This is a genomic window from Pseudomonas sp. PDM04 (assembly GCF_014851765.1).
Classification (GTDB): Bacteria; Pseudomonadota; Gammaproteobacteria; order Pseudomonadales; family Pseudomonadaceae; genus Aquipseudomonas.
Genome location: NZ_JACVAI010000003.1, coordinates 417,559 through 432,163, shown reverse-complemented (window position 1 = coordinate 432,163; position 14,605 = coordinate 417,559). Strand labels below are relative to the sequence as shown.

The 14,605-nt window shown below is 61.5% G+C and carries 13 protein-coding genes and 1 tRNA gene; 10 read left to right on the top strand and 4 right to left on the bottom strand.

Annotated elements, in window-relative coordinates; genetic code table 11:
• Positions 1-6 precede the first annotated feature (6 nt).
• From IB249_RS13965 to IB249_RS13920, 10 genes are all read left to right on the top strand, one after another.
• Positions 7-1,017: an ornithine carbamoyltransferase gene (locus tag IB249_RS13965; RefSeq protein ID WP_192305593.1), complete on the top strand. Its 1,011-nt coding sequence runs from the start codon at positions 7-9 to the stop codon at positions 1,015-1,017.
• 143 nt (positions 1,018-1,160) lie between these two features.
• Entirely contained in the window at positions 1,161-2,090 is a 930-nt protein-coding gene (arcC, locus tag IB249_RS13960) for a carbamate kinase (RefSeq protein ID WP_192305591.1), read from the top strand.
• 12 nt (positions 2,091-2,102) lie between these two features.
• Entirely contained in the window at positions 2,103-2,465 is a 363-nt protein-coding gene (locus IB249_RS13955) for a DUF5064 family protein (RefSeq protein ID WP_192305589.1), read from the top strand.
• Between the two features lie 141 nt (positions 2,466-2,606).
• Positions 2,607-4,115 carry a sigma-54-dependent transcriptional regulator gene (locus IB249_RS13950; protein WP_192305588.1) on the top strand — a complete coding sequence of 503 codons (1,509 nt, stop codon included), beginning with the start codon at positions 2,607-2,609 and terminating at the stop codon, positions 4,113-4,115.
• A 428-nt stretch (positions 4,116-4,543) separates the two neighbouring features.
• Positions 4,544-4,927, top strand: coding sequence for a glycine cleavage system protein GcvH (gcvH, locus tag IB249_RS13945; protein ID WP_192305586.1), 384 nt, complete (start codon positions 4,544-4,546; stop codon positions 4,925-4,927).
• Between the two features lie 11 nt (positions 4,928-4,938).
• Positions 4,939-7,791, top strand: coding sequence for an aminomethyl-transferring glycine dehydrogenase (gene gcvP / locus IB249_RS13940; protein WP_192305584.1), 2,853 nt, complete (start codon positions 4,939-4,941; stop codon positions 7,789-7,791).
• A 136-nt stretch (positions 7,792-7,927) separates the two neighbouring features.
• The gene (locus IB249_RS13935; RefSeq protein WP_192305582.1) at positions 7,928-9,304 is read left to right on the top strand and encodes an L-serine ammonia-lyase; all 1,377 of its coding nucleotides are present in this window, start codon (positions 7,928-7,930) and stop codon (positions 9,302-9,304) included.
• Positions 9,305-9,337: 33 nt separating this feature from the next.
• Complete coding sequence (gene gcvT / locus IB249_RS13930) at positions 9,338-10,462, top strand: glycine cleavage system aminomethyltransferase GcvT (protein WP_192305579.1); 1,125 nt, start codon at positions 9,338-9,340, stop codon at positions 10,460-10,462.
• Between the two features lie 403 nt (positions 10,463-10,865).
• Entirely contained in the window at positions 10,866-11,078 is a 213-nt protein-coding gene (locus IB249_RS13925; protein WP_007977299.1) for a cold-shock protein, read from the top strand.
• 96 nt (positions 11,079-11,174) lie between these two features.
• A complete protein-coding gene (locus tag IB249_RS13920) occupies positions 11,175-11,663 on the top strand; it encodes an RDD family protein (RefSeq protein WP_192305577.1) in 489 nt (162 codons plus the stop codon).
• A gap of 120 nt (positions 11,664-11,783) precedes the next feature.
• Here the strand turns inward: IB249_RS13920 and nadA are convergent, their stop codons facing one another.
• The 4 genes from nadA to queE all read right to left on the bottom strand — a co-directional run bounded on the left by nadA (position 11,784) and on the right by queE (position 14,590).
• A complete protein-coding gene (gene nadA, locus IB249_RS13915) occupies positions 11,784-12,842 on the bottom strand; it encodes a quinolinate synthase NadA (RefSeq protein ID WP_192305575.1) in 1,059 nt (352 codons plus the stop codon).
• Between the two features lie 267 nt (positions 12,843-13,109).
• A tRNA-Lys gene (locus tag IB249_RS13910) sits at positions 13,110-13,185 on the bottom strand.
• Positions 13,186-13,248: 63 nt separating this feature from the next.
• Positions 13,249-13,941 carry a 7-cyano-7-deazaguanine synthase QueC gene (gene queC / locus IB249_RS13905; protein ID WP_192305573.1) on the bottom strand — a complete coding sequence of 231 codons (693 nt, stop codon included), beginning with the start codon at positions 13,939-13,941 and terminating at the stop codon, positions 13,249-13,251.
• Between the two features lies 1 nt (position 13,942).
• Entirely contained in the window at positions 13,943-14,590 is a 648-nt protein-coding gene (gene queE / locus IB249_RS13900; protein WP_192305571.1) for a 7-carboxy-7-deazaguanine synthase QueE, read from the bottom strand.
• Positions 14,591-14,605 lie beyond the last annotated feature (15 nt).

Here is a 14,605-nt window from a genome sequence, read left to right as displayed (position 1 = left end):
TCCGACATGGCTTTCAATATTCATAACCGCAATCTGCTGAGCCTGGAACACCACACCCCTCGCGAATTGCGTTACCTGCTCGACCTGTCCCGCGACCTCAAGCGCGCCAAATACACCGGCACCGAACAGCAGCATCTCAAGGGCAACAACATCGCGCTGATCTTCGAGAAAACCTCTACCCGCACCCGTTGCGCGTTCGAAGTCGCGGCCTATGACCAGGGGGCCAACGTCACCTACATCGACCCCAACTCTTCGCAAATCGGCCACAAGGAAAGCATGAAGGACACCGCCCGCGTCCTGGGGCGCATGTACGACGCCATCGAGTACCGTGGCTTCAAGCAGGAAATCGTCGAGGAACTGGCCAAGTTCGCCGGCGTGCCGGTGTTCAACGGCCTGACCGACGAGTACCACCCGACACAGATGATCGCCGACGTGTTGACCATGCGTGAGCATGCCGACAAGCCCATCCACGAGATCAGCTACGCCTACCTTGGTGATGCCCGCAACAACATGGGCAACTCGCTGCTGCTGGTCGGTTCCAAGCTGGGCATGGACGTGCGCATCTGCGCGCCCAAGGCCCTGTGGCCCCATGACGACCTGGTTGAGCGCTGCAACAAATACGCCGAGGAAAGCGGCGCGCGCATCACCCTGACCGAAGATCCGAAAGCGGCGGTCAAGGGCGTGGACTTCATCCACACCGACGTCTGGGTGTCGATGGGCGAGCCCGTCGAAGCCTGGGCCGAACGTATCCAGCAACTGCTGCCCTATCAGGTCAACGCCGAGTTGATGAAAGCCACCGGCAACCCGCGCACCAAGTTCATGCACTGCCTGCCGGCGTTCCACAACAGCGATACCAAGGTCGGCAAGCAGATTGCCGAGCAGTATCCGCACCTGAAGAACGGCATCGAGGTCACCGACGACGTGTTCGAGTCGCCGGCCTGCATCGCCTTCGAGCAGGCGGAAAACCGCATGCACACGATCAAGGCGATCCTGGTGTCGACGTTGGCTGATTTGTAACGGCTGCAATTGATCCATGTGGGAGCGCGCCTGCTCGCGATAGCGCAACTTCAGTCGACACAGTTGTCGCCTGTCATACCGCCATCGTGTGCAGGTTCGCTCCCACAGAAAGCCTCGGACTTATCTGTGAGAAGGACTGCATTATGCGTATCGTCGTAGCTCTGGGCGGTAACGCCCTGCTCCGCCGCGGTGAACCCATGACCGCGGACAACCAGCGTGCCAACATCCGCATCGCCACCGAGCAAATCGCCAAGGTCCACGCTGGCAATCAACTGGTCATCGCCCACGGCAATGGCCCGCAGGTCGGCCTGCTGTCGCTGCAAGCGGCGGCCTACACCTCGGTTTCACCATATCCACTGGACGTGCTCGGCGCCGAAACCGAAGGCATGATCGGCTACATCATCGAACAGGAACTGGGCAACCTGCTGGACTTTGAAGTGCCCTTCGCCACCTTGCTGACCCAGGTTGAAGTCGACGCCAACGACCCGGCGTTCCAGAACCCGACCAAACCCATCGGTCCGGTGTACGCCAAGGCCGAAGCGGAAAAACTCGCCGCCGAAAAAGGCTGGGCGATTGCCCCGGACGGCGACAAATTCCGCCGTGTGGTGGCCAGCCCCCGGCCCAAGCGCATCTTCGAAATTCGCCCGATCAAATGGCTGCTGGAAAAAGGCAGCATCGTGATTTGTGCCGGCGGTGGCGGCATCCCGACGATGTACGGCGCCCAGGGCAAGCTGCAAGGCGTGGAAGCCGTGATCGACAAGGACCTGTGCTCGGCGCTGCTGGCCGAGCAGCTCGAGAGCGATCTGCTGGTGATCGCCACCGACGTCAACGGCGCGTACATCGACTTTGGCAAACCGACCCAGAAAGCCATCAGCTACGCTCATCCCGACGAAATCGAAAAGCTCGGTTTCGCCGCCGGCTCCATGGGCCCCAAGGTTCAGGCAGCCTGCGAGTTCGCACGCCATACTGGAAAAACGGCGGTGATCGGTTCACTGTCGGACATCGAGGCGATCGTCCAAGGCACGGCCGGTACCCGCATCAGTACGGCGAAGCCCGGGATAACTTATATATAAGGAGAACCGTCAATGGCCAAGTTCGAGCCCGGTTACTTGCACATCGAGCGTCATGCGCTGACGCCTGACGATGTCAGCTACAACCTGCACCTCAAATACGAGGTCACGCAGGACCCCAAGGAAGGCAAGGGGATGCTGTTCACCCTGCAAGGCAGCATGCAGGGCAAGGACATGGAGGAATCGTTTTTCCTGCCCAAGGACCAGGCCTACAACTTCGCCAGCAACGTGACGAAAATCGCCGAGAAATATGGCATCCCCAAGACCCACAGCAGCATCGGCTCGGTCCACAAGCACTATGACGCGATGTTCGAGGACGTGCGCCTGCAACTGGACATGAAATCCGGTGACCCGGTCAAACCCGAGCATCTGGAATAAACCCGCCACCGATCCGAGGTAGGAGCAAACCCGCCCCCACAGCGGATCGGTGTCCCCCTGCAAATCCCCCACGGGATTTCACCATTACCCCGCTCCAAGGCATACTTGCCACCCTCCGCTCGTCAGATTGAAAACCGCCCCATGCGTATCCACGTCAGCTTCATCGACCGCGTCGGCATTACCCAGGAAGTCCTGGCCTTGCTCGGTGGGCGCAACCTCAATCTGGATGCGGTGGAAATGGTTCCGCCCAACGTGTACATCGACGCCCCGACCCTGAGCCCCGACGTCCTCGAAGAGCTGCGCGATGCGCTGCTCAGCGTGCGCGGCGTGCAGGCGATGACGGTGGTCGATATCCTTCCCGGCCAGCGCCGCCACCTGCAACTCGACGCCTTGCTGGCCGCCATGACCGATCCGGTCCTGGCCCTGGACAGCGTTGGCAAGGTGCTGCTGGCCAATCCGGCACTGATTGCCCTGTACGGTCGGGAGCCGGCCGGTGAAAGCGTGGCCGACCTGTTTGCCGATCCGGCGCTGCTCGACGCCCTGCTGGAACAGGGCTTCCGCTTACCGCTGCGCGAGGTCACGGTCAACGGCCAGACCCTGTTGCTGGACGCCACGCCGATCACCGACGCCGGCGCGCTGCTGACGCTCTACCAGCCGAACCGGATTGGCGAACGCCTGTCGGCGCTGCACCACGACCATGCCGAAGGGTTCGATGCACTGATCGGCGAGTCCCCGGCGATTCGCACCCTCAAGGCCCGTGCGCAACGGGTGGCGGCGCTGGATGCGCCGTTGCTGATCCAGGGCGAAACCGGCACCGGCAAGGAGCTGGTGGCCCGCGCCTGCCACGCCATCAGCGCGCGCCACAGCGCGCCGTTCCTCGCGCTGAACTGCGCGGCATTGCCGGAGAACCTCGCCGAAAGCGAGCTGTTCGGCTATGCCCCCGGCGCCTTCACCGGCGCGCAACGGGGCGGTAAACCGGGGTTGATGGAGCTGGCGAACCAGGGCACGGTGTTTCTCGACGAAATCGGCGAAATGTCGCCGTACTTGCAGGCGAAACTGCTGCGATTCCTCAATGACGGCAGTTTCCGCCGGGTCGGTGGGGATCGCGAGGTCAAGGTCAACGTGCGCATTCTCAGCGCCACCCACCGCGACCTGGAAAAAATGGTCAGCGAAGGCACGTTCCGTGAAGACCTGTTCTATCGCCTCAATGTCCTCAACGTCGAGGTCCCGCCGCTGCGCGAACGGGGCCAGGACATCCTGCTGCTGGCCCGCTATTTCATGCAACAGGCCTGTGCGCAGATCCAGCGCCCGGTCTGCCGACTGGCGCCCGGCACCTATCCGGCGCTGCTGGGCAACCGCTGGCCGGGCAACGTTCGGCAATTGCAGAACGTGATCTTCCGCGCCGCCGCCATTTGCGAAAGCACCCTGGTGGACATCGGCGATCTCGACATCGCCGGCACCTCCGTGGCACGCCAGAGCGACAACGACGTCGACAGCCTGGAACAGGCGGTGGAAGCGTTCGAAAAGACCCTGCTGGAAAAGCTCTACGTCAGCTACCCCTCGACCCGGCAACTGGCCAGCCGACTGCAGACGTCCCACACGGCCATTGCCCATCGATTGCGCAAGTATGGGATTCCCAACAAGGCGTAGGCCTTCCGTCCTGCTGTGGGAGCGAGCCTGCTCGCGAAGCGGTGTCACAGCCAACATGGTGGCGACTGACAGACCGCTTCGCGGGCAGGCTCGCTCCCACGATCATTGGGCAGTCCCTGGCCTGCTCAAAAACGACCTCCACCTGTACTGAAAGCGCTACAGCGGAACGAAATCGATACACCCCTCCCTGATCAGCGCCGTGCAAGGCTTTGATCCCGTTATGCTTTTTTCCACGCCCCAGCCTGTAGCGATTTCGCTACACCCGGGTCGCTTTGCGCGCTCACTACAAAACATAACTTATTGTTTTATAACGGAAAAACAACATTGGCCGTGTTCTTGCTAAGTATCGTCCTTATTAAAAGCAGGGCTTTTGCCCGAAAGCCTTTCAACCGCGTCCACCAGACGAGTCTGGCCCCTTAGGAGTTTCCATGAGCGAGTTGCGTTTTACTGAAGATCACGAATGGCTGCGCGCCGAAGCGGACGGCAGTGTCACCGTCGGCATCACGGCTTTCGCACAGAACGCCCTGGGCGACGTGGTTTTCGTACAACTGCCCGAGCTGCAGGCTTATGAAAAAGGCGCAGAAGCCGCCACCGTGGAGTCGGTCAAGGCCGCCAGCGGCGTGTACATGCCACTGGACGGCGACGTGCTGGAAGTCAACCCGGCACTGGACAGCAGCCCGGAACTGGTCAACGAAGACCCGCTGGGTGAAGGCTGGTTTTTCCGCTTTCAGCCGGCCGACGCCTCGGCGGTCGCCAAACTGCTCGATCAGGACGCCTACGACCGCCTGATCAAAGCCAACGCCGAAGCCTGAGGAGCACGCACATGACTCAAGTCAACCTGAGCACCGCCAACGAATTCATCGCCCGTCATATCGGCCCGCGTTCCGGCGATGAGCAAGCCATGCTCAACAGCCTCGGTTTCGACTCGCTGGAAGCGTTGAGCGCCAGCGTGATCCCGGAAAGCATCAAGGGCACCAGCGTGCTCGATATGGATGACGGCCTCAGCGAAGCCGATGCCCTGGCGCTGATCAAGGGCATCGCCGCCCGCAATCAACTGTTCAAGACCTACATCGGTCAGGGGTACTACGGCACCCACACGCCGGCGCCGATCCTGCGCAACCTGCTGGAAAACCCGGCCTGGTACACCGCGTACACCCCGTACCAGCCGGAAATTTCCCAGGGCCGTCTCGAAGCGTTGCTGAACTTCCAGACCCTGATCAGCGACCTCACCGGCCTGCCGATCGCCAACGCCTCCCTGCTCGACGAAGCCACCGCTGCCGCCGAAGCCATGACCTTCTGCAAACGCCTGAGCAAGAACAAGGGCAGCCACCAGTTCTTCGCTTCCGCCCATTGCCACCCGCAGACCCTCGACGTGCTGCGCACCCGTGCCGAGCCGCTGGGTATCGACGTGGTCGTCGGTGACGAGCGCGAACTGAGCGACGTGACGCCATTCTTCGGCGCCCTGCTGCAGTACCCGGCGAGCAACGGTGACCTGTTCGACTACCGCGAACTGACCGAACGCTTCCACGCCGCCAATGCACTGGTCGCGGTCGCGGCCGACCTGCTGGCCCTGACCGTGCTCACCCCGCCAGGCGAGTTCGGCGCCGACGTGGCCATCGGCAGCGCGCAACGTTTTGGCGTACCGCTGGGCTTCGGTGGCCCGCATGCGGCGTACTTCTCCACCAAGGATGCGTTCAAGCGCGACATGCCGGGCCGTCTGGTCGGCGTGTCCGTGGACCGTTTCGGCAAGCCGGCCCTGCGCCTGGCCATGCAGACCCGCGAGCAACACATCCGTCGCGAGAAAGCCACCAGCAACATCTGCACCGCACAAGTGCTGCTGGCCAACATCGCCAGCATGTACGCGGTCTACCACGGCCCCAAAGGCCTGACGCAGATCGCCCAGCGCATCCATCACCTGACCGCGATTCTGGCCAAAGGCCTGAGCACCCTGGGCCTGGTCGTCGAGCAAGCCCACTTCTTCGATACCCTGACGCTGAACACCGGCGCGAACACCGCCCGCCTGCACGACAAGGCGCGCGCCCAGCAGATCAACCTGCGCGTGGTCGACGCCGAACGCCTGGGCCTGTCCCTGGACGAAACCAGCACCCAGGCCGATGTCGAAACCCTGTGGGCCCTGCTGTCTGAAGGCAAAGCGCTGCCGGACTTCGCTGCGCTCGCTGCCGCGGTACAAAGCACCGTCCCGTCCGCGCTGGTTCGCCAGTCACCGATCCTCAGCTACCCGGTGTTCAACCGTTATCACTCGGAAACCGAGCTGATGCGCTACCTGCGCAAGCTCGCCGACAAGGACCTGGCGCTCGACCGCACCATGATCCCGCTGGGCTCCTGCACCATGAAACTCAACGCAGCCAGCGAAATGATCCCGGTGACCTGGGCCGAATTCGGCGCCCTGCACCCGTTCGCGCCGGCCGAGCAAAGCGCCGGTTACCAGCAACTGACCGACGAACTGGAAGCGATGCTCTGTGCCGCCACCGGTTACGACTCGATTTCGCTGCAACCGAACGCCGGTTCGCAAGGTGAGTACGCAGGCCTGCTGGCGATTCGCGCCTACCACCAGAGCCGTGGTGAAGACCGTCGCGACATCTGCCTGATCCCGTCGTCCGCCCATGGCACCAACCCGGCCACCGCCCAGATGGCCGGCATGCGTGTCGTGGTCACCGCGTGCGATGCCCGTGGCAACGTCGATATCGAAGACCTGCGCGCCAAGGCCATCGAGCACCGCGAGCACCTTGCCGCACTGATGATCACCTACCCGTCGACCCACGGCGTGTTCGAGGAAGGCATCCGCGAAATCTGCGGCATCATTCATGACAACGGCGGCCAGGTGTACATCGACGGTGCCAACATGAACGCAATGGTCGGCCTCTGCGCACCGGGCAAGTTCGGCGGCGACGTCTCGCACCTGAACCTGCACAAGACGTTCTGCATTCCCCACGGCGGTGGCGGCCCGGGCGTCGGCCCGATTGGCGTGAAATCGCACCTGGCGCCATTCCTGCCGGGCCACGCGCAGATGGAACGCAAGGAAGGCGCAGTCTGCGCAGCGCCGTTCGGCAGCGCGAGCATCCTGCCGATCACCTGGATGTACATCCGCATGATGGGTGGCGCCGGCCTCAAGCGGGCTTCGCAACTGGCGATCCTCAACGCCAACTACATTTCCCGTCGCCTCGAAGAGCACTACCCGGTGCTGTACACCGGCAGCAACGGCCTGGTGGCGCACGAATGCATCCTCGACCTGCGCCCGCTCAAGGACAGCAGCGGCATCAGCGTCGACGACGTGGCCAAGCGCCTGATCGACTTCGGCTTCCACGCCCCGACCATGTCGTTCCCGGTCGCAGGCACGCTGATGATCGAGCCGACCGAAAGTGAATCCAGGGAAGAACTGGACCGCTTCTGCGACGCCATGATCCGCATTCGCGAAGAAATCCGCGCGGTGGAAAACGGCACCCTGGACAAGGACGACAACCCGCTGAAAAACGCCCCGCACACCGCAGCGGAGCTGGTCGGCGAGTGGTCGCACCCGTACAGCCGCGAGCAGGCGGTGTACCCGGTTGCGTCGCTGGTCGAAGGCAAATACTGGCCGCCGGTCGGTCGCGTCGACAACGTCTTCGGCGATCGCAACCTGGTGTGCGCCTGCCCGTCGATCGAAAGCTACGCTTAACGGATGAGGGGGCGGTTTACCCGCCCCCCCACAACACCGCATTTCCCTTGTGGGAGCGAGCCTGCTCGCTCCCACAGGAATCTTTTTCAAGCCGCAGATTTCGCCAATTCCCATAACAAGAAACCGGAGAACAACCATGTCTTTAAGCGTGTTCGACCTGTTCAAGATTGGCATCGGCCCTTCCAGCTCCCACACTGTCGGCCCGATGCGCGCCGCTGCGCGGTTTGCCGAAGGGTTGCGCCGTGAAGGCCTGCTGGGCGCCACCGCGAGCGTCAGGGTCGAGCTCTACGGCTCGCTCGGCGCCACGGGCAAGGGCCACGGCAGCGACAAGGCCGTGTTGCTGGGCCTGGAAGGCGAACACCCGGATACCGTGAACACCGAAACCGTGGCCGCCCGCCTGCAAGACATTCGGGGCCATGGTCGCTTGAACCTGCTCGGCGAACACAGCATCGCGTTCAACGAGAAAGAACACCTGGCGATGATCCGCAAGCCGTTGGCCTATCACCCCAACGGCATGATCTTTCGCGCATTCGACGCCGCGGGCCTGCAGATCCGCAGCCGCGAGTACTACTCGGTCGGCGGCGGTTTCGTGGTCGATGAAGACGCTGCCGGCGCCGACCGTATCGTCGAAGACGCCACCGTGCTGACCTTTCCGTTCAAAAGCGCCAAGGACCTGCTCGGTCATTGCAGCACCTACGGCTTGTCGATCAGCCAGGTGATGCTGACCAATGAAAGCGCCTGGCGCCCGGAAGCGGAAACCCGCGCCGGCCTGCTGAAAATCTGGCAAGTGATGCAGGACTGCGTCGACGCCGGCTGCCGCAACGAAGGCATTCTGCCCGGGGGGCTGAAGGTCAAGCGCCGAGCCGCGGCGCTGCATCGCCAGCTGTGCAAGAACCCGGAATCTTCGCTGCGCGACCCGCTGTCGGTGCTCGACTGGGTCAATCTGTACGCCCTGGCGGTCAACGAAGAAAACGCCAACGGCGGGCGCGTGGTGACGGCGCCCACCAATGGTGCAGCGGGCATCGTCCCGGCCGTCTTGCACTACTACATGCGCTTCATTCCCGGCGCCAACGAAGACGGGGTCGTGCGCTTCCTGCTGACGGCTGCCGCCATCGGCATTCTCTACAAGGAAAACGCCTCGATCTCCGGCGCCGAAGTCGGCTGCCAGGGCGAGGTGGGTGTCGCCTGTTCGATGGCGGCCGGCGCGTTGTGCGAAGTGCTGGGCGGCAGCGTGCAGCAAGTGGAAAACGCCGCCGAAATCGGCATGGAACATAACCTCGGCCTGACTTGCGACCCGATTGGCGGGCTGGTGCAAGTCCCCTGCATCGAGCGCAACGCCATGGGCTCGGTCAAGGCCATCAATGCGGTGCGCATGGCCATGCGTGGCGACGGGCAACATTTCGTCTCGCTCGACAAGGTCATCCGCACCATGCGCCAGACCGGCGCCGACATGAAAAGCAAATACAAGGAAACCGCCCGTGGCGGTTTGGCGGTCAACATTATCGAGTGCTGATGCACGCATCCGCACGATCTACAGGAGCTGGATATGTCCACCGAACAACTGTTGAAAACCCCGTTGCACGCACTGCATATCGAACTCGGCGCCCGCATGGTGCCGTTCGCCGGCTATGACATGCCAGTGCAATACCCGCTGGGCGTGATGAAGGAACACCAGCACACCCGCGACCAGGCCGGGCTGTTCGACGTCTCGCACATGGGCCAGATCCGTCTGAGCGGCGCCAATGCCGCCAAGGCCCTGGAAAGCCTGGTGCCGGTGGACATCCTCGACCTGCCCGTGGGCATGCAGCGTTACGCCATGTTCACCAACGAAACCGGCGGCATCCTTGACGACCTGATGGTCGCCAACCTGGGTAACGACGAACTGTTCCTGGTGGTCAACGCCGCCTGCAAGGAGCAGGACCTGGCGCACCTGCGCCAGCACATTGGCGAGCAATGCCGCATCGAGCCGCTGTTCGAAGAGCGTGCACTGCTGGCGTTGCAAGGCCCGGCCGCTGTGACCGTGCTCGCACGCCTGGCGCCGGAAGTGGCGAAGATGACCTTCATGCAATTCACCCGCGTGAAACTGCTGGGCGTGGACTGCTTCGTCAGCCGCTCGGGTTACACCGGTGAAGACGGATTCGAAATCTCCGTACCGGCCGCCAGCGCCGAAGCCCTGGCCCGCGCCCTCTTGGCCGAACCGGAAGTCGAGGCCATCGGCCTGGGTGCACGGGACTCGTTGCGCCTGGAAGCCGGCCTGTGCCTCTACGGTCACGACATGAATACCGACACCAGCCCCATCGAAGCGAGCCTGCTGTGGGCCATCTCCAAGCCACGACGTGCCGATGGCGCACGTGCCGGCGGCTTCCCCGGTGCCGATGCGATCTTCGCCCAGCAGCAAAATGGCGTCAGCCGCAAGCGCGTCGGCCTGTTGCCTCAGGAACGCACCCCGGTGCGTGAAGGCGCGGACATCGTCAACGAAGCGGGCGACATCATCGGCAGCGTGTGCAGCGGCGGCTTCGGCCCGACCCTGGGCGGTCCGCTGGCCATGGGTTACCTCGACAGCGGCTACACCGCCATCGACACGCCCGTCTGGGCGATCGTACGTGGGAAAAAGGTATCGTTGCTTGTAAGCAAAATGCCATTTGTTCCACAACGCTACTATCGTGGTTGATTGACTGTTTCTATAAGTAACGCGGTTGCGTTAACAGTGCACTAATGTGTAACGCAACCGCCATAAAACAGTGCATTATTCGAGTATGACCTTCGTTTATGAACGTTGCTTATAACGATCGAAAACGATTGAACGATATCCTCGAATAAGAGGGCACTAGTGGACTGACTAACGCGACCAACACGAGCAAAACCGGGCCTCTCACAGGGCTTGTTTTTTCTCCCATAGTTGGCGTAGAGTTTGTTCACTGTGTTTGCATGGGTCGCTTGGAATCGTGACCTGGGCAGTAGCCTACAAAGTTAGCTACATCCCGTTCGACGTCTTCTTACTCTCCTGCAACCAGCCCCAGTACTCTTTCATGAGAAGGAGGCTGTCATTAATTTAGCGTCAAAGGAAATAAGAAATGTCCCAACGTCAGAGCGGTACCGTCAAGTGGTTTAACGACGAGAAAGGTTTTGGTTTTATCACTCCAGAAAGCGGTCCGGATCTGTTCGTGCATTTCCGCGCTATTCAGGGCAACGGCTTCAAGAGCCTGAAAGAAGGCCAGAAAGTGACTTTCATCGCCGTGCAAGGCCAGAAAGGCATGCAGGCTGACGAAGTACAAGCAGAAGCCTGATCTTCTGTAACGAAAAAGCCCCTGATGCTGACATCAGGGGCTTTTTTGTGCGCGTAAATCCGTAAAATGGGCTTCTTTTTTCCAGGGACCCCTGTCATGTCGAAACACCTGCTCAAACCACAGGGCGATTTTCCCGCCGCGACCCTGGGTCGTCGCCTGGCAGCGATGTTCTATGACTTCCTGCTGTGCACCGCCCTGCTGATCGTGACCAGCGGCCTCTACAAGATGATCCAGATGGCGATCATCGGCGAGGACAGGATGCGCGCACTCACCGAAGCCGGCGCGCTGGACGGCGACCCGTTGCTCTCGACCGTGCTGCTGTTCGTGCTGTTCGGTTTCTTCGCCAAGTTCTGGACCCTGTCCGGTCAGACACTGGGCATGCAGGTGTGGTGCATCCGCGTGCAAAACGCCGACGGCTCATCCATCAGCCTGTGGCAGGCGTTGCTGCGCTTTATCGTGTCCATTGCATCACTGCTGTGCGTTGGCCTCGGGTTCTTCTGGTCGCTGTTCGACAAACAGAAACGCAGCTGGCATGACATGTACTCGGGCACCGAACTGGTGCGGATTCCGAAGAAGACCAAATAATTTACAGCGTCAAAACCATTGTGGGAGCGGGCCTGCTGGCGAATGCATCAGTCAGCGCCCAGGTCGACTGACGGCCTTCGCGAGCAAGCCCGCTCCCACATTTTTACCGACTGACGGACGTTACGCGTTACCGGCCAGCTTCATCCGTGCCGCCTGGGTGAAATCCAGCATGCGCTTGAGCGGGCGGATCGCCTGGGGAATCAATGCCGGGTCGACAAAGATCTCGTTGCTCCCCTCTTTCAGGCACTTGAGCGTGCGCTCAAGCGTATTCATCGCCATCCATGGGCAATGTGCACAACTGCGGCACGCCGCGCCATTACCGGCCGTAGGCGCCTCGATAAAGACCTTGTCCGGGCACAGCTGCTGCATCTTGTAGAAGATGCCGCGGTCAGTGGCGACGATCAGCGTCTTGTTCGGCAGGCTTTGGGCCGCAGCGATCAGTTGACTGGTCGAGCCGACGGCATCCGCCAGTTCGATCACCGACGTCGGCGACTCCGGGTGCACCAGGATTGCGGCATCCGGGTACAGCGCCTTCATGTCTTCGAGCTGCTTGGACTTGAACTCTTCGTGAACGATGCAGGCACCGTCCCACAGCAGCATGTCCGCACCGGTCTGGCGCTGGATGTAGGTGCCCAGGTGCTTGTCCGGGCCCCAGATGATCGTTTCGCCGTTATCCATCAGGCTTTCGACGATCTCCAGCGCGCAGCTGGAGGTCACGACCCAGTCCGCCCGGGCTTTGACCGCGGCCGACGTATTGGCATACACCACCACGGTACGTTCCGGGTGCTGATCGCAGAACGCCGAGAACTCATCCACCGGGCAACCCAGGTCCAGCGAACAGGTCGCTTCCAGCGTCGGCATCAGCACGCGTTTCTCGGGGTTGAGAATCTTGGCGGTTTCACCCATGAACTTGACGCCGGCGACCACCACGGTCTTGGCCGGGTGAGCATTGCCGAAGCGGGCCATCTCCAGGGAGTCGGAAACGCAGCCCCCGGTCTCCTCGGCCAGCGCCTGGATGATCGGATCACAGTAGAAGTGGGCCACCAGCACCGCGTCCTGAGCCTTGAGCTCGGCAGCGATAGCAGCACGGTAGTAAGCCTCTTCCTCAACCGTCAGCGGTTTGGGCTGTTTGGCATCGAGGTGGGCTTGAACCAGAAGGCGTTCGGAAATCTGCGTCATGTTCGCAAGACCTGCAGGCGCATTCGCGCGAAAGTCGAGTATACACCCGGCTCCGGACCCATCGGGGCACCGCCGGGAAAGTGGGTATTCATCAGGCACGGTGAAGCTGCGCAAGGCTACAGAATATCCGGTGGATGCAAAAGAGGGATTATGACCTGCGTCACGCGGCACAGCCGCAGACGGGTCAAAGCTTGAATCGCAGGCAAAAAAAAATCCGGAAATCCTCACTTGCGTGGGCCTTCCAGACTTTTAAAACTGCTACAAAAATGGTGGGTCGTGTGGGATTCGAACCTACGACCAATTGGTTAAAAGCCAACTGCTCTACCAACTGAGCTAACGACCCGCTGTGTGGTGGCGCGTATAATACTGATTTTTAACGGTTATTCAACACCTTATTTGAAATAAATCAAAAATAAGGGGTCGGATCGCTGATTCCGGCCGCTGCGAAGCCTTCCGCACGCAATCTGCAGCTGTCGCATTTGCCGCATGCACGCCCCGCATTGTCCGCCTGGTAGCAGGAAACGGTGAGGCCGTAATCAACGCCAAGCTTCACACCCGCCTCGACGATTTGCGCCTTGCTCAAGTTCTGCAGGGGGGCCTGGATCCGGAAGCCGTTGCCCTCGACCCCGGCCTTGGTTGCCAGGTTGGCCATGCGCTCGAAGGACTCGATGAACTCGGGGCGGCAGTCCGGGTATCCGGAGTAATCGACGGCGTTCACGCCGATAAAAATGTCACGCGCACCCAGCACTTCCGCCCAGCCCAGGGCCAGCGACAGAAACACCGTGTTGCGGGCCGGCACATACGTCACCGGGATACCTTCACCGACCTCCTCCGGAATGTCGATGCGGGTGTCGGTCAGCGCTGAACCGCCGATACCGTTAAGGTTCAGGCCGATGACCTTGTGCTCGACCACACCCAGGTCCCGGGCGACGCGTTCGGCAGCGTGCAATTCCGCGTGGGAACGCTGACCGTAGTCGAAACTCATGGTGTAGCACTGGTAGCCCTGCGCCCGCGCCATGGCCACCACCGTTGCCGAATCCAGCCCGCCGGACAGCAGGATGACCGCGCGTTTTTCCGCAGTTTGGGTTTGTTCAGTCATATCAGCGCCCCGGCTCGTCGTTCCAAAGATATTTATGCAGCTGCAATTGCAAACGGACCGGCAGGTTGTCGGCCACCACCCAATCCGCCAGGTCCCGAGCATTCAGGTCATGGTGACTGGGTGAAAACAGGACCTCACCGGCACGTCGCTCCAGTCCGTACTGAATCAGTTTGGACACTGCCCAGTCATAGTCTTCGCGTGAGCAGATGACAAACTTCACCTGATCGTTGGGCGTGAGCAGTTCGATGTTCTCGTAGCGGTTGCGGTGCGCTTCCTTCGAATCCGGGGTCTTGAGGTCGACGACCCGGCTGACCCGTGGATCGACCGCCGAGATGTCCAGTGCGCCACTGGTTTCCAGTGACACCTCGTAACCGGCGTCGCACAGTTGCTTGAGCAAGGGGATGGCGTTCGGTTGCGCCAATGGCTCACCGCCGGTGACACACACATAGCGCGGGCGAAAGCCGGCCACCTGTTCGAGGATGTCGTCGAGGGTGCGTACGGTCCCGCCCGAAAACGCATAGGCGCTGTCGCAGTATTGGCAACGCAATGGGCAACCGGTCAGGCGCACAAAAACCGTGGGCAGCCCGGCAGTCCGCGTTTCCCCCTGCAACGAGTAGAAAACTTCGGTGATTCTCAATGTGTCTTGCATAGTCGCCACGGGCGT